The sequence below is a fragment of the Nonomuraea recticatena genome (assembly GCF_039533245.1).
In the GTDB taxonomy this organism is placed as follows: Bacteria; Actinomycetota; Actinomycetes; order Streptosporangiales; family Streptosporangiaceae; genus Nonomuraea; species Nonomuraea roseola.
Window position 1 is genome coordinate 1 of the sequence record NZ_BAAATE010000013.1, and the last position, 15,031, is coordinate 15,031.

General features: G+C 68.8%; 16 protein-coding genes and 2 pseudogenes. 10 read left to right on the forward strand and 8 right to left on the reverse strand.

Annotation, left to right across the window (positions count from 1 at the left end; all coding sequences use genetic code 11):
* Positions 1-115: 115 nt before the first annotated feature.
* Positions 116-1,375 carry an MFS transporter gene (locus ABFX50_RS24220; protein ID WP_346149623.1) on the reverse strand — a complete coding sequence of 420 codons (1,260 nt, stop codon included), beginning with the start codon at positions 1,373-1,375 and terminating at the stop codon, positions 116-118.
* A 67-nt stretch (positions 1,376-1,442) separates the two neighbouring features.
* Here ABFX50_RS24220 and ABFX50_RS24225 point away from each other — a divergent pair, with 67 nt between their 5' ends.
* The 4 genes and pseudogenes from ABFX50_RS24225 (at position 1,443) to ABFX50_RS24240 (ending at position 5,278) form a co-directional block, all read left to right on the forward strand.
* A complete protein-coding gene (locus tag ABFX50_RS24225; RefSeq protein WP_346149624.1) occupies positions 1,443-1,892 on the forward strand; it encodes a helix-turn-helix domain-containing protein in 450 nt (149 codons plus the stop codon).
* 336 nt (positions 1,893-2,228) lie between these two features.
* Positions 2,229-3,917: a DUF4158 domain-containing protein gene (locus ABFX50_RS24230; protein WP_346149841.1), complete on the forward strand. Its 1,689-nt coding sequence runs from the start codon at positions 2,229-2,231 to the stop codon at positions 3,915-3,917.
* Between the two features lie 124 nt (positions 3,918-4,041).
* Positions 4,042-4,296, forward strand: a pseudogene (locus ABFX50_RS24235) (Tn3 family transposase); the annotation flags it as partial.
* A 73-nt stretch (positions 4,297-4,369) separates the two neighbouring features.
* A complete protein-coding gene (locus tag ABFX50_RS24240; protein ID WP_346149842.1) occupies positions 4,370-5,278 on the forward strand; it encodes a Tn3 family transposase in 909 nt (302 codons plus the stop codon).
* Between the two features lie 274 nt (positions 5,279-5,552).
* Here ABFX50_RS24240 and ABFX50_RS24245 read toward each other — a convergent pair whose 3' ends face one another.
* Positions 5,553-6,476 (reverse strand): SDR family NAD(P)-dependent oxidoreductase, encoded by a 924-nt coding sequence (locus ABFX50_RS24245; protein ID WP_346149625.1) that lies wholly within the window; start codon positions 6,474-6,476, stop codon positions 5,553-5,555.
* A gap of 84 nt (positions 6,477-6,560) precedes the next feature.
* Between ABFX50_RS24245 and ABFX50_RS24250 the strand changes: the two genes are divergently transcribed.
* Positions 6,561-7,130, forward strand: coding sequence for a TetR/AcrR family transcriptional regulator (locus ABFX50_RS24250; RefSeq protein ID WP_346149626.1), 570 nt, complete (start codon positions 6,561-6,563; stop codon positions 7,128-7,130).
* A gap of 99 nt (positions 7,131-7,229) precedes the next feature.
* On the opposite strand, the gene ABFX50_RS24255 is transcribed toward ABFX50_RS24250, so the two are convergent.
* Entirely contained in the window at positions 7,230-8,078 is an 849-nt protein-coding gene (locus tag ABFX50_RS24255; protein WP_346149627.1) for a tetratricopeptide repeat protein, read from the reverse strand.
* Between the two features lie 59 nt (positions 8,079-8,137).
* Between ABFX50_RS24255 and ABFX50_RS24260 the strand changes: the two genes are divergently transcribed.
* Positions 8,138-8,398 (forward strand): hypothetical protein, encoded by a 261-nt coding sequence (locus ABFX50_RS24260; protein ID WP_346149628.1) that lies wholly within the window; start codon positions 8,138-8,140, stop codon positions 8,396-8,398.
* A gap of 318 nt (positions 8,399-8,716) precedes the next feature.
* On the opposite strand, the gene ABFX50_RS51370 is transcribed toward ABFX50_RS24260, so the two are convergent.
* Together ABFX50_RS51370 and ABFX50_RS51375 are read right to left on the reverse strand one after the other, a co-directional pair.
* Positions 8,717-9,187, reverse strand: a complete 471-nt coding sequence (locus tag ABFX50_RS51370) for a pentapeptide repeat-containing protein (protein ID WP_428834702.1) — start codon at positions 9,185-9,187, stop codon at positions 8,717-8,719.
* A pseudogene (locus ABFX50_RS51375) lies at positions 9,076-9,915 on the reverse strand (pentapeptide repeat-containing protein); the annotation flags it as partial. The gene ABFX50_RS51370 and the pseudogene ABFX50_RS51375, both read right to left, overlap by 112 nt.
* Positions 9,916-10,585: 670 nt before the next feature.
* Between ABFX50_RS51375 and ABFX50_RS24270 the strand changes: the two are divergent.
* Entirely contained in the window at positions 10,586-10,774 is a 189-nt protein-coding gene (locus tag ABFX50_RS24270) for a hypothetical protein (protein WP_346149630.1), read from the forward strand.
* Between the two features lie 86 nt (positions 10,775-10,860).
* Positions 10,861-11,307, forward strand: a complete 447-nt coding sequence (locus ABFX50_RS24275; RefSeq protein ID WP_346149631.1) for a single-stranded DNA-binding protein — start codon at positions 10,861-10,863, stop codon at positions 11,305-11,307.
* A gap of 37 nt (positions 11,308-11,344) precedes the next feature.
* On the opposite strand, the gene ABFX50_RS24280 is transcribed toward ABFX50_RS24275, so the two are convergent.
* The 3 genes from ABFX50_RS24280 to ABFX50_RS24290 are packed head-to-tail and all read right to left on the reverse strand — an operon-like array spanning position 11,345 to position 12,717.
* Complete coding sequence (locus tag ABFX50_RS24280; protein ID WP_346149632.1) at positions 11,345-11,782, reverse strand: hypothetical protein; 438 nt, start codon at positions 11,780-11,782, stop codon at positions 11,345-11,347.
* 24 nt (positions 11,783-11,806) lie between these two features.
* The gene (locus tag ABFX50_RS24285; protein WP_346149633.1) at positions 11,807-12,487 is read right to left on the reverse strand and encodes a tyrosine-type recombinase/integrase; all 681 of its coding nucleotides are present in this window, start codon (positions 12,485-12,487) and stop codon (positions 11,807-11,809) included.
* Complete coding sequence (locus ABFX50_RS24290; RefSeq protein ID WP_346149634.1) at positions 12,484-12,717, reverse strand: hypothetical protein; 234 nt, start codon at positions 12,715-12,717, stop codon at positions 12,484-12,486. Before ABFX50_RS24290 ends, ABFX50_RS24285 begins: the two co-directional genes overlap by 4 nt.
* Positions 12,718-12,875: 158 nt before the next feature.
* Here ABFX50_RS24290 and ABFX50_RS24295 point away from each other — a divergent pair, with 158 nt between their 5' ends.
* Both ABFX50_RS24295 and ABFX50_RS24300 read left to right on the forward strand, forming a co-directional pair.
* Complete coding sequence (locus tag ABFX50_RS24295) at positions 12,876-13,643, forward strand: DUF4192 domain-containing protein (protein WP_346149635.1); 768 nt, start codon at positions 12,876-12,878, stop codon at positions 13,641-13,643.
* 117 nt (positions 13,644-13,760) lie between these two features.
* Complete coding sequence (locus tag ABFX50_RS24300) at positions 13,761-14,915, forward strand: DUF4192 domain-containing protein (RefSeq protein ID WP_346149636.1); 1,155 nt, start codon at positions 13,761-13,763, stop codon at positions 14,913-14,915.
* Positions 14,916-15,031: the final 116 nt, after the last annotated feature.

Below are 15,031 nucleotides of genomic sequence, written 5' to 3' on the forward strand. Positions count from 1 at the left end.
CCCGCAGGAACAACTCCCACAACTCATCAGGCACCAGCCGTCGAAGGAACGCATCCACGAACGGTCTAACGATCAATCTCCAAATGAGTCACGGTCTTATGAGACACCGAGATGGCTATCCTTTGTGATCATTAAATGCGTCGCCGGTGGTCCGCGATTCTTCAACACCCGTACCAGTACGGGTGCCCTTGGCCACGGAGCGTGGAACCAAGCAGACGGTGAGACCGGCGGCCAGCAAGGCCGTCGTGCAGGCCGTGTTGAGGGCGGCTGGCAGGCTGATCAGCTCGCCGATGGCAGAGCCAGCGAGGGCGCCGGCCAGTGTCGCGACCGCTTCAGCGGTGAGGAATATGGCGCTCACGCGGCCGAGCAGAGCTGCCGGGCTGACCCGTTGCACCCATGTCTGCAGGGCGACCAGCACCGTAACGCCGGGAATTCCCAGCAGAACCGCGGCGATCAGCGCCACGGGTAGAGACGGGGCATTGAAGACGAGGAAGAAGGCGCCCGCGACCAGAGCCTGGCCGGCGGAGATCGTGGCCCGCGCGGAGAAGCGGTCGACGATCCTTCGGCTGATCGGGGCGCCAAGCAGGAAGCCGACGCTCAGCGCCGACAACAGCCAGCCGATCTGTGTGCTTCCTCCGAGGAAGGTGACCCCGAAGGGCACCAGCAAGGCCGTCAGCGCAGCGTTCGCTGCCAGATACACGCCGCTGGTGCTCACCAGGGCACGAATGGCAGGGGAGTGCCGGACGTGGCGCAGTCCGTCCTTCAAGTCAGCGAGTACGTGTTGAGGCGATCGCTCTTCGCGCGGGCGCGGCCGGGTGCACGCGATCGCGGCAGCGGATGCCAGATAGCCGAGGAGCGCGATGGAGATGACGGTGTCGATGCCGAAGACGGCATAGAGCAGACCGCCGAGCGGAGGCGCGCCCAGCCCGATGACGCCGGAGGTGAATGCACTCAAGGCGTTCGCGCTGCTGAGCAAGGGACCGGTGCCCACGACGGCGGGAGTGTGGGCCTGTGCCGCCGGGCGGAAGAGCACTGCCGCTACTCCTTTTCCGAGGACCGCCAGGTACAGGAGCCACAGGGTGTCGGGGCTGCGGGTGAAGAACACCAGGGAGATGGCTGAAGCATGGGCGATGTCCGTGAGGAGCATCAGCCGACGACGATCCCACCGGTCGGCGAGCACCCCGGCGAACGGTCCCAGCAGCAGGACCGGGAGGTACTCCACAGCCAAGGTAAGGCCGGTCACGAACACCGAGCCGGTCATCGTGTGTATGTGGGCCGGGATCGCGACGACCAGAAGGCCAGTGCCGAAGACGGTGACTGCTCGGGCGGCCCAGAGCAACCGGAAGTCACGCACTCGTAACGCGACTAGCAACACGTCCTCCTCGCGTTTTATTCTGTGAGGAGAAGATCAGTCGGAAACTATTCTGTCAAGATAGGCTCTTATGGATCATGTCGAACTGGGACGGCATCTGCGCTCCCGGCGCACCGCGTTGGGCCGCACCGTCGCCTCGGTCGCCATCGACGCTGGGTTGTCGGTGCCGTATGTGGCCAACTTGGAGAACGGCCGAGGCAATCCCACCCTCTCCGCGCTCAACCAGATCGCCCACGCGCTCGGCACCCGCCTGGCCGTCAGCCTCACCGACCCGGACACCGATCCAGCCGAACCGCCTCTCCCGCCGACGCTCGTCCGGCTCACCCAGACCCCCCACTTTCAAAGGACGGTCCGCAGACTGGCCGCTGTTCGCGAGGAGGAGTCGCACCAGATCCAGGCCCGACTGGTGGATGGGTTGGCGGCCGCCGCTCGCGGCCTCAAACGTGATGACATGTCCGAAGGCGACTGGCGCCGCCTCCTCGACTCCATGGTGCTCGTCCTCGCCTACCCCGTTGAATGACCATTGGCCATGCGGCCCGCCCGCCCCTCGTTCGCGCGGCGCTTCGCAGCGCCCCGTCGGGTTCTGGGCACATTTGGCTCCCGAGGCCAAGCCAGATCCCTGCTCCTGCTCGTCGGCGACTATCTGGACGACCGCGCGGGGAGAGGCGGGGGATGACGAACATCGGAACGAAAAGTCACGCTAAGCACCGCGCCGCCGAGCGGGGAGTTTTGGCACTTGCTTCATCGCTTTGACCTGCGCTTTTGTGGCTGTCGGGGGCGGTTTCCTCGGTGCCTGGCGTAACGGTTGGATCTTTGGGCTGAGGTTGTTGTCTGGGTCGCCCTACTTTCTGGGCTCATGCCAGTTGAGTTCTTGAGTGATGCCGAGGCGGCTTCGTATGGCCGGTTCGTGGGTGTTCCGTCGCGGGCGGAGCTGGAGCGGTTCTTCTTCCTGGACGACGCGGATCGGGCGCTGATCGCGGAGCGGCGTGGTACGCACAACCGATTGGGGTTCGCGTTGCAGGTGACGACGGCCCGGTTCAGGGGCCGGTTCCTGACCGATCCGCTGGAGGTGCCGGACGAGGTCGTGGTCTATCTCGCGGAGCAGCTGGGGATCGAGGACGTCTCGCAGGTCAAGCGATACGCCGAGCGGCGGACGACACCGTTCGAGCATCAGGAGGAGATCCGGAAGATCTATGGCTTGCGGGAGTTCGGGGCGGTCGAGGCCGAGTTCACGGCGTGGGTGGACGCCCGGGCGTGGTCGACCGGCGACGGCAAGAAGACGATCTTCCATGACGGGGTGGTGTGGCTGCGGGAGCGCAAGGTGCTGCTGCCGGGCGTCACGACGCTGGCCCGGCTGGTCGCGCGGGTGCGTGATGATGCGACCGATCGGCTGTATGACGCGCTGTACTACGTGATGACGCCGCGCCAGCGGGCCGTGATGGAGCTGCTGCTGGAGGTGCCGGGACGACCGGCGGGTGTCGGATCTGGAGCGGTGCCGGCAGGGCCCGTCGGTGCCGTCGGGCAAGAGCATGGAGAAGGCCCTGGACCGGGCGGCGGAGATCCTGTCGGCCGGGGCGGGCACGCTGACGATTCCGCCCGAAGTGCCCTACCGCAGGTTGGTGGACCTGGCCCGGTACGGGATGCAGGCGACCGCGACGCTGCTGCGCCGCCACGGCCCGTCCCGGCAGCTCGCCACCCTGCTGGCCACCGTCATCTACTTGGAGGGCAAGGCGGTCGACGACTGCCTGGACCTGCTCGACGTTTTGATGACCACGGAGCTGATCGGGAAGGCCGAGACCGCCACCAGCAAGGAACGCGCCCGCCAGCACCCCAAGCTCGCCAAGCACTCGGCGACGCTCGCCGCCGCGATCGACACCCTGTTGGAGACCTTGGAGTACGGCGAGGACCTGCGCCTGGACCAGCTGATGGAATCGATCGACGCGATCGTGCCACGCCGGCAACTGCGCGAGGCGGCCGACGCGGTGCTCGACATGGTGCCGCCGCCGGGCGCCGACCCCGACGGCGAGGTCCGGGCGCAGCTCGCGGCGAAGATCTCGACGGTGTCGGGGTTCCTCAAGACCCTCACCACGGTCATCGAGTTCGGCGCCACCGCCGAGGCCGAACGGGTGCTGGCGGCGATGAAGGAGCTGCCGCGGCTGCTGGACGGCTGCAAGAAGAAGGTGCTGCAGGCCGACGTCGACGCCGCCTTGGTGACCGGGTCGTGGCAGCGGCTGGTGTTCAAGACGATGCCCAATGGCAGCACCGTCGACAAGAACGCCTACGCGATGTGCGTGCTCACCCAGTTCCACAAGCACCTGCGGCGCCGAGACATCTATTCCGAGACCTCAACCCGCTGGAAGGACCCGCGCGGCCAGCTCCTGGACGGCCACCGGTGGGAGGCGGCCAAGGGGCCGGCGCTCACCGACCTGTCCCTGCCCGAAGTCCCCGGCCAGCTCCTGGCCGAGCACGCCCTCGTCCTGCACCAAGCGCTGCGAGATGTCGCCTCGCGGCTCGGCGAAGAAAGCGTCGGGGTCACGGTGGATGAGGAGGGTCGGCTGCACGTGGCGGCGCTGGCGGCGCTGCCCGAACCCTCCTCGCTGGTGGACCTGCGCAAGCGGGTCTCCGACGTGCTCCCGCGCGTCGACCTGCCCGAACTGCTGCTGGAGACCATGGACCGCCATCCGCGGTTCACCGCGGCGTTCGAGTCGGCCGGCGGCGGCGAGAGCAAGCTCGCCGACTTCACTACCTCGGTCGCCGCCTGCCTCACCGCCCAAGCCCTCAACATCGGATACGCGCCCGTCATCAAACCCGGCACGCCCGCCCTGGAACGGGCCCGGCTGTCGCACATCGCCCAGAACTACCTGTCGGACGAGACCTACACCGACGCCAACGGACCGCTCATCGACGCTCAAGGGCAGATCGGGTTCGCCGGCGCGCTCGGCGGAGGGCTGGTCGCCGCGATCGACGGGATGCGGTTCGTCGTCCCCCGTTCGGTCCATCTACACCCGCCCGAACAAGAAGTACTTCGGCCGCAAACGCGGCGTCACCTGGCTCAACATGATCAACGACCGGGGGGCCGGGCTGGGTGCGAAGGTCGTCACCGGCACCGTCCGCGACTCCCTCCACATGATCGACGTCGCCTTCCGGCGCGACGGCGGCGCCCGCCCCGAGGTCTTGGTCACCGACACCGGCTCCTACTCCGACATCGTCTTCGGCCTCGTCCACCTGCTCGGCATGCAGTACCGGCCCGCCCTGGCCGACATCCCCGATCAGAAAGGCTGGCGCATACAGAACACCGACTACGGGCCGCTGTCCCGGTTCGTGCGGGGCAAGGTCGACCTGGACAGGATCGCCCGGCACTGGCCCGACATCCTGCGCGTCGTCGTCTCGATCTACACCGGCGAGGTCCGCGCCCACGAAGTGCTGCGGATGATCCAGCGCGACGGCAACCCCACCCCGCTCGGCGACGCCATCGCCCACTACGGCCGGATCTTCAAAACCCTCCACATCCTCACCTACGCCGTCGAAGAGCCTTACCGGCGCGATATCAAGGGCGTCCGCAACCTGCAGGAAGGCCGCCACGCCCTCGCGAGCCGGATCTTCCACGGTAAGAAGGGCGAGCTGTACCAGCGGTACCACAAAGGCATGGAGGACCAGCTCGGCGCCCTCGGCCTGGTCCTCAACTGCGTCACCCTGTGGAACACCTTCTACATCGACGCCGCACTCGGCCAGCTCAAGGCCCAGGACTATCCCGTCCAAGAGGCGGACGTCGCACGGCTGTCGCCGTTCGTCCGCAAACACATCAACGTCACGGGCACCTACTCCTTCACCCGACCCGACCTCGGCCCCACCGGAGTCCGCCCGCTCCGCGACTCCGACCAACTCGACCCCGACGAGGAACTCTGATCAGCTGGCGGCGGGAATGTGGCCTCCTTCGGTAACGATGGAAGATCGTGACTCCATCTACTGGTGGCCTGCGGCTGGTGTCCGGGAGGGGCTCACGGCCCTCAGCCTCGGTCCGAGGCTGAGGGCCGCCGAGTTTTGCGGAAATCGCCGTCAAAGGTGTCGTTGAGTGGCACGGCGACGGCCAGGCGCGGCACCTATGCCGGGTCTCACCGAGCGAGGCCTGTGCGCAGGCCGACCCTCTCCTCTTGGTCGGCCGGATCGCGGGGTGGACGGCTCAGACGGAGAACGTGACGTCGGTGAGCTGCTCGGACACGGCCCACAGGCGCTGCTGGAGGGCCGTGTCGTGGGACTTCTTGCTGGAGGCGACCACCTCGGGGTATCCGCGGGTTCCGGCCAAGCCGTCGGGGCCGTAGTACTGGCCGCCGGTGACGGCGGGATCGGTGGCCGCCCGCAGGGTGGGCAGCGCTCCCATGGAGGCCGGCTGGCTGAACAGGGGCTGGAGCAGGTCTGCCCCCTTGCGCACCAGGCCGCTCAGGTTCTGCGAGAGTTCGGTGTCCGCCGTGCCGGGATGCGCGGCGGCGGCGATGGTGCTGTGGTGCGGGGCGAGGCGGCGCTGGAGTTCGTAGGTGAACATCAGGTTGGCCAGCTTGGCCTGCCCGTAGGCGGCGACCCGGTTGTAGGAGCGGTCGAACTGCAGGTCGTCGAAGTGGATGTCGGCCCGGATGCGGTGGCCGACGCTGCTGACGGTGACCACCCGGGAGCCGGGCACGGGCAGCATCAGGTCCAGCAGCAGGCCGGTGAGCGCGAAGTGCCCGAGGTGGTTGACCCCGAACTGCATGTCGAACCCGTCCTCGGTCTTCTGCCGGGGCGTGTACATCACGCCCGCGTTGTTGATGAGCAGGTCGATCTTCGGATGTGCCGCGTGCAGCTCATCGGCGGCCGCGCGTACCGACTTGAGAGAGGCGAGGTCCAGGCGCTGGAGGCTGAGCTTGGCGCCCGGGGCGCTCTCCCTGATGCGGGCGAGGGCCTGGCGGCCCTTGTCGAGGTTGCGTATGGCGAGGACGACGTGCGCGCCGTGCTCGGCCAGGGCCAGCGCGGTCTGCAGCCCGAGGCCGCTGTTGGCGCCCGTGACGACAGCGACCCTGCCGTCCTGGGCCGGGATGTCCTGTTCGGTCCACCGGTCGGTCGTGCTGGCCATGATCGACCTCCATAAAGTGAATCATAATTCACGTTATATGATGAAGCAGCATTCATCTTTCGTCAAATGATTCCGGAGGGCCCCATGACCTCATCCCGACCGCTGCGCGCCGACGCGGCCCGCAACCGCACCCGGATCATGACCGCGGCGCATCAGCAGATCACCGAGCATGGGCCCGAGGTGTCGATGGAGCAGATCGCCGCTGCCGCGGGCGTCGCGGTCGGCACCCTGTACAAGCACTTCCCGAACAAGAGCGACCTGGTCACAGCCGTGGTCGCCGCCTCGTTCGTAACACTCGCCGACGACGCCGAAGAGTGCCTGCAACGCGAGGGCCGAGGTTCACCTGCCATGGCGGAGCTCACCGGCTTCCTCAGGCGCCTGATGGACACCGTCGCCCACAACCGTGCCGTCAAAGCAGCCGCGGACGCGCTTGGCGCCGACCACGCAGCCCACCCCGCCATGCAGGAGGTGGAGACCCGCGTCACCCAGGCCCTCGGCCGGCTCATCGGCATTGCACAAGCCCAGGGCAGTCTGCGCGCCGACTTCACCCTTGACGACCTGTACTTGATGCTCTCCACCCTCCCCGCCGACCAGCCGCCCACCGCCCGCGCCCGATGGCTCGCCCTCCTGCTCACCGGGCTCACCTCCCGCTGACCGACCGCGCGGCAGGAGTACGCAGTGCTGTGCGCACACGACTCGGAGGCAGTGGGGTGCTGCCGTGTCCATGTATCTGCCGGTCCAGGTGGGCAAGGATCACCCGGCGCCGACCTCCATGGTGAATCCGTAGTAGGCGCGCAAGTGCGGGGCAGGGTGTCCTGGCGGCAGCGGCACACCGGTCAAAGGCGGAATCGTCACAGCCTCCCAGTCGACAGTCCGGGCCGAGCCTTCCACAAGAGCCATAGCGCCGATCTCCTCGCCTCGCGAGTAGGACGTAAGAGTGAGCGGGCCGACCAGGTCGTCGTGATTCGCCAACCAGTAGTCGCAGGCCCAGCGCAATTCCTCGGGATCGGTGATGACCAGTCGTAGCGTCGTGCATACCGAACCGCTCCACAGCTCCGTCTGGACCAGGTGGTAGTCGTAGGGAAAGAGCCCGTCCTCGTCCTCCGGATAGTCGCCTTCGCCGAACACTTCGGCCAGCGCCGCCAGACACGCCTTCGGCGTGGGCGCCTCGGGGTCCACCTGCAGGACGCCGCCGAGCAGTTCCTCCGCTTCCTCTCGCCGACGCGTGTTCGCGGCCTCGATCTCCCCCTCGTCGGCATCGGGCGCGATTGCAGCGATGTTCCGCCACGTGGCGATCTGAGTGACCAGCAGGCTCCCCAGTAGTGTGCGGGCCAGCGTGTCGTCGGGACGGGCGGCGACCGCGGCGCGCAGCCATGGCTCACCGGCCCAGACCGGCTCGTCCTCTGCAAGGGCGGCATCCGGGAGCAGGCCCATCAACCGCCCGTACTCCCGCGCGGCCTCGGCCTCGCCGTCATGCGCCATCGCCCGCAATGCGGCCACCCGCTCGGAAATGATCACCATGCTGGAGCAGACTAGCGTCCGCTGCTCACCAACACATCCCATCGGCGAATTGCCGACCAAGCGCACCAGACCATGCTTCATACGGCTTCCACCGGCAGGAAGTGGCCCAGCTCCACGCCGAGGTGGCTGACCGCCCCCACGTGATCATCCTTGACGTGGCCAGCCCCATGCGCGGCGTCGCGTCCGTCGTGGTGCCGCGCGGCGAGGTGTTCATCGACCCTGGCACCCGCGACGTCGTGCTTACCCGGGTGGTCGGCGGCATGCAGCGCCACATCCGTTGGACATGGCGGGAGGCGGCCACCACGGGCGAGGTTCTGGTGATGGCCGCGCACGCGACCCGCGACGAGCCCGACCCCGATCAGGTGCAGAAGCTCGCCACCCTGATGGCCGACCCCATGTAGTCGGCGTACGCGGCCATACCAGCTGCGCCTCTGCTGCGGGGGTGCAGGTGGGCCAGGACCTGGAAGTCGCCAGTTGCGGGCAAGCTGCTGGCGCAGGTACACGCTTTGGCGTGGGGTCAGCGGATCGAGCATCAACCGCCACCCCCGCCCTTGCCGCTGGAGCCGAAGCCGCCGCGCACGATGGTCCGGCCGGAGCGGGTGCTGATCCCGACGTCCTTCCGTCGGATGGTGGTCGCTCCGTGGACGCGGCCGCCCGAGTGGGAGCTCATCGTCGACGCCCGTGAGGAGATACAGCCGGAAGGCGGCAGATCCGTACCTTCATGTCGCGCCGTCCTCGGCCTCGCCCTTGGTATCCATCTCCATGCCTTCCGGCGCGGCTGCAGACTCCGCACGCATCTCATCCAACCGTGCGCTTGCCAACGCCTCCGCAGGGCTGAAATAGCCGTCGCCGGTGAAGGTCGCATGGTGAAACCGGCCGTTGCGGGAGAAGTTCGCATAGTCGAATCCGACGTCGCCGGAGAAGGTTGCAGAGCTGAACCGGGCATGGCCGGAGAAGGTCGCGTGGTCGAACCAGGCGTCGCCGGAGAAGGTCGCATGGCCGAACCGGGCATCGCTGGAGAAGGTCGCATGGCCGAACCAGGCGTCGCTGGAGAAGGTCGCATGCCGAACCAGGCGTGGCCGGAGAAGGCAGCCCCGCCGAACCAGGCGTGGCCGGAGAAGGTCGCGTGGTCGAATCCGGCGTCGCCGGAGAAGGTCGCCTGGCCGAACCGGGCGTCGCTCACTCGGCAGTTCCGGAAGTCGAAATCGAGGAGAGTGGCGCCGGTCAGGTCAAGGCGCACACCGGGCCAGAACCGCAAGTTGGTCGCAGCGGGGCGTTGCCACCAGCGGCGTACGGGGGGCAGTTCGTAGCGCAGGTGAGCGGCGAGGATGCGCTGGGCGGTGAGGCGCACCTGACGTTCCTCGTGAGGATCTCCCCCCATGGCGGTGGGGGCTTGACCGTCCTTTCGCGCTGCGCGCTGCACGGCGCGGATTCTATTACCTCGGCTGTCTTCACGCGGTGGGGCGAAGGGCATGCGCAGGTAGGCGCAGATCACATCCACGATCGTCTGCCGCAGTACGGGGGTGTCCTGGGCCAGGCGTTCCAACGCGTGTAGCCCACCGAGCCGGACCGCGGCCTTGTCGTGGCCGAGCTGCTCGACTGCCTTGGTGTAAAGCTCGGTCACGCGTCGTTCGGTGGCATCGTGTTTGGCCGCGTCCGCTACGACCTCTGTGTGCCGCTGGCGACGAAAGGCCAGAGCCAGGGTGATGGCTGCGCCCACCCCTGCGCCGGCGGCAAGGGCGGTGCGGAGGATTTCGTTGCGCGCGCTGGCGGCCACGGCCGGGTCGGTGATCGGGGGCAGGTTGGCTACCACGGGGAGGCCAGTGAGCAGCCACCAGGCCACTCCCGCCGCCGACGCTCCTACGGCGAGTGCGGCCAGCGTGATCCACCAGGCTGCCGCGCGAGGCTGACGAGACATGGTGGGGGCCGTGGGGGCCACGTCCGGGTCCGGGATACGGGATACGGGAGCGGGAGAGCCAGCGAGGTCTCATGCACGCCATCACAACCCAGAGTGCGCGCCTGGCCTACCGGAGTCACCAAGTCGAGATCTTGGAGCGACGTCAATCGCGGGTTTGGAAGTTTGCTTTCCGCCGTGTCCTGGCCGCCGCGTGATCTTGCGCTGGGGTGTTAGCAAGTTCTCGCCCGCCGTTGGGTCGGATCGGTGAGCCGGACGTGGACGGCGACTCGGAACGGTGAGCGGACGTGAGCTCGCGCGCCGCGGCGCGAGACGGTCAAGGGCCGAACCCTCGAGGGGGCACCTGACCGCAGACGGGCCCGCTCCGCAGGGGCCGACCGGCGAGCCGGGGGCTCGCCGGTCGGTGCCGCGGTGCCCGCGGGTCGCCGAGCGTGGAAGTTCGGCGCGCATCAGTGGTGTCCGTGGGTGGGGCACCGCACCAGCTGAGGGCTGACATGGGCATGGTCGATTCCGGTCAAGGGCGCAGTCCATGGCATGGGCTCCTGCCATCAGTGGCCGGCCAGGGTCACCGGCCCCGTATTTCGGATCACTCAGCCTCGCAGGCACGGTCCTCCCTCACCGAAACACGGAACCGGCGCCCCCGGCAGGGGGCGCTGACGGAAGGAGCGACGCCATGAACCTCACCCTCGACATCCCCCTCTACGCCACCGACCTCACCGCCTGCATCCGCTGCGGCACCGGCTCGACCCTCGCGGACATGGTCACCACCACCGACCACAAGCGGATCTGCCTGGCCTGCGTCGGCCAGGCGGTGGAGCAGCACCGCCTGAACTCGGCGACCGACCTGCAGCCGGTCTTCTAGCCGCCGCTGGCGGGGGCTTCGGCCCCGCCGCCGCTCTCCCAGATCCGTGTTCGGCCCTTTCCCTCACTCACCTCTCGGAGGACCTCATGAACGAGCCCATCGTCACCATCATCGGCAACCTCGTCGCCGACCCTGAGATCCGCTTCACCACCAGCGGCCAGCCCGTCGCCTCCTTCCGGGTGGCCTCCACTCCCCGCTTCTTCGACCGGCAGGCGAACGAGTGGCGCGACGGCGAGACCCTCTTCCTCCAGTGCAGCGTCTGGCGCGACCAGGCCGAGAACGTCGTCGAGAGCCTGAGGCGAGGAGCGCGGGTCATCGTCTACGGACGCCTCAAGTCCCGCACCTACACGACCAAGGAAGGCGACAAGCGCACCGTGCACGAGATGGAGGTCGACGAGGTCGCTCCTTCCCTGCGCAGCGCCCGTGCCCGGGTGACCAAGGTGACCCGCGATCAGCCCGCCCCGGCTTCGGCCGAGGCTCAGGACGTGCCCGCGATGGCGGGAGTCGCCGCCAGCGACGCGCCTGACTTCTGATCCACCCCAAGGGGCGGGCCGACCCGCGGCCCGCCCCTTACGCGGGGCTGCGAGAAGGCAGCTCCCTGGTGACTCCCACCCTGGGCAGCCGCGCCCGGATCGAGCCGCTGCTGCGCCCGAGTTGCTCGGCCAGCCCGCCGATGCTGGCCTCGGGCAGCGCCGCCAGCTCCTTCAGCCGCTGGTCGTCTTCTGCCGTCCACGGCTGGCTGGCGTTGGGGTGCTCGATCCGCCGCTCCTCCAGCGGTCTGACCGATCGCGATCCGGGCTCCTTGAGCGCGGCCGCGCCAGAGGTGAGCAGCTGCAGGACGAGCGCCAGGTCTCCGACGGGCAGCGTGCCGCGCATCTCGGCGATCTGCTCGCCGTTGGCGTCAGCGCCGCGCACCTCCACCTCGTAACCGTCCTGGACGGCTGTCACCTGGAGGTCGTAGGTGCGCTCGTCCTGATTGACCTGCAGGTGCAACTGGGATACCGCCACCGGTTTCTCCTCTTCCTCGGGGGGTCAGTCAAAGATCCGTTCGATGACCGCTTCCAACTCGGCCTGGCCGGCGCGGAAGTAGCGGGCGGTGGTGTCGAGCTTGGCGTGGCCGAGCAGCGCCTGGACCTGAGCGGAGTCGGCACCGCCCTGGCGAAGCCGGGTGGCGTAGGTATGCCGCAGGACATGAGGGCGCAGCCCTTTCAGCCCGGCCTGCTCGCCGGTGGCGAGCACCACCTGGGTGATGCCGGAGACCGACAGCGGGCCACGCTGCCCCGACCACAGCGGGCCGGGATCGGTGCCGCGCTCCAGCAGCCAGTCCGCCAGCCGCTCACGCGCCGGCGCGGGCAGCGGCACGGTGCGGACCTGGTCGCCCTTGCCGTGCAGGCGGACCGAGCCGGTTCGCGCGGTGAGGGCCAGGTCCTGGAGATCGAGCAGGCTCTCCTCGGCTCGGGCGCCGCTGTGCAGCAGCAGGAAGATGATGGCCGCGTCGCGTGCGCCGCGGCGTACGGCGGCGCGCTCGAGCGCGCCCTGCTGCTGCGGGGTGAGCGCGTCGGGTTCGCCGGGGCGTGGCACCGTGGCGGTCTTGACCTTGATGCGCAGCTGGGCGGCGTGCTCGTACATCAGCGTGATCGCGGCCCGGGCCTGGTTGACCGTGCTGGGGCTGGCCTTCTGCTCACGCAGCAGATGCCGTCGCCAGGCGGTCACCGCGGCCTCGGCGCCGACGACGTCGTCGAAGGCGTCGGGATGTTCGGCGCGTGTTCGGTGAGCCAGGCGACGTAGGCGGCGCACTGGCGCCGGTAGGCCTTGACGGTGTGCCGGCTGAGCTTGCACCGATCGAGATGACGTTCGATCGCCGCCAGCGCGAGCCCCGCCTTCGCGGTCATGGTCGGTCGGTCGGGGTGCTGTCCGTGCAGCGCGATGACGGTGCCGCTCATCCGACGCGCACCCTTCCTGTTATCCACTGAGTCTGCCCCGGGGTTTCTCCCGGGCGAGAACCCCTTTATCCACTGAGAGCGATCGAGAACTCAACGGATAAGAGACATTATCCGCTGAGCTGAACCTGGTCCCGCAAACGTGCCGCGGCCGGTCCGCCATGAAGGCCGCAGCCATCGAGGTGGTGGAGGCGCTGCGCTGCGATGAGGGCAGGTACTGGGCCTACACCTGTCAGAGCGCGGCGTGCTGCCCCGTGGCAGGCCACCCCTACAGCGTGAGCGACAGCCGCTTCGCCGCGGCCGCCGTTGCCGCCGGCATGGTCGCCCTGCCCAGCCGCGCCGCCCTTCTCGATCTCATCGCTCCAGTAGACGGCCCCGCACGCGAGGAGATGGTCGTGGCCACCACCCGAGCCGAAGCTCAGGCCGCCGCTCTGCTGGCCGAGATCGAAGACGACCGCTACTGGATTGATGAAGCGCTCTTCCACCTCGACCGCTGCCTACAGCACCTCTGCGAGGGACAGGCGATCCCCACCGAGGCGCTGGCCACCCTCGGCGTCCTGATCACCAGCATCACGATCCGGGACCTGACCTTCGCGATCAGCTTCAGCCGATACAGCCACAAGCGCGCCCGCCAGCTGTGGGTGGAGATGACCCGCCGCCTGGACCCTGACTACGTTCCCGCGGCCGCCGGCAACTTGGCGCTCTACGCCTGCCACAGGGGCGAGGGCGTGCTGGCCCGCGCCGCAGCCGAACGCGCTCTCGCCCTCACACCGACCTACAGCCTCGCCCACCTGGTGATGGCTGCTCTGGACACGGATGTGCCTATCGAGAAGCTGGCGCGCATCGACTTTGCCGAGATCGCCCAGCTCGTCCGCGAGGACCTGGACGCGCATCCCGCCTCCGCTCGGCCCATCCTTGCCGCGCGCTGAATGTCACCAGGCAACGTGCCAACTCGGCGCGCCCGGGAGGACCTGCCTCGCCCCTCCTCCCCCTTTCATCCGACCCGGAGCTGTCGCCCCGGGTCTTCGTCATCTCTGGAGAAAACCATGATCGAATTTCCGGCGCCCGCCTCCCCGAGCGAGTCCTTCCCGGTCGTGATCGGCGACACCATCGACGCCATCGCGCTCGTGCCGCACATGCTCGACCGCTCCCCCGACGACAGCTTGGTGGTGATGGCCCTGACCGGTCAGCGAGTGGAGGGCCTGATCCGCTACGAGCTGCCCGACACCTCCGAGTCCATCCCCGACCTGGCCGCCCACTGCGTCCGCACCCTGAGAGAGCGCGCCGCCCGGGAGGTGATCCTGATCGGCTACGGGACGGGCTGGCCGGTGACACCGGTCGTCGACGGCGTCCACACCGCCCTGGAAGCCGCGCACGTCAAGGTCCGTGACGCCGTGCGCCGCCACGACGGTCGCTTCTGGTCCTACACCCGTCCCGAGGCCTGGCCGTTCGAAGGGCACCCCCTCAGCGAGAGCGAATGCGCACTCCGCGCAGCCGCCGTCGTCTGCCAGCTCCCCGCCGCCAACGGCCCGGACCCCGAAGACGTCCGCCAGGCGACAACCCGCGCCTGGAGCCGGGCCCACAGCATGCTCACCACGGTGGACGACCGATACTGGCTGCGGGAGGGCCGAAGCCAGGTCACCCAGTGCCTAGAGCTGCTGCAGCGCGGCCTCCCGATCGACGCTGACCGGCTCGCCTGGCTGGGCGTGCTGCTCACCAGCCACGCCGTACGCGACCTCGCCGGCGTCGTCGCCGCCCGGTACGGCCAGGACCTAGCCGCCCTGCTCTGGATGGAAAGCTCCGCAGACTGCAGCCGGACTACCTCCCCGGGGCCGTGTTCAACCTTGCCGTCCAGGCCGCCATGGCAGACCAGGTCGTCCTCGCGCGGGCAGCCGCCGATCAGGCGCTGGAGATCGACCCGCACTGCACCTGCGCACGCGCACTGCTGTGTCTGCTCGACATCGGCGCCCGGCCGCAGTCGATACGCGAAGCTTTCGATCCCGCCACCTGCGAGAGCGTCCTGCGCGCGGCCGAGCCCCGCCCACCCGGCAGACCGGCTGGAAACCCGGCCCCATCGCCGGCTACACCGCCGCCGCGCTGCCCCTGTTCGCTCACGCCCGCGCCGTCTTGGCCGCCGCTGTCGCAGCCGACCGGACCGCAGGCGCCACCTGGGACGAGATCGCCGCAGTTCTGGATGTTAGCCCTGACACCGCCACCCGTCGCTACCGCACCTGAACAGTGGACCGCCGAGAGTAACCTCGGGCTGGCTCCAGCGGGTTGAGTGCCTTCCAGGTCCAGCACCAAGCGACTGACCTGC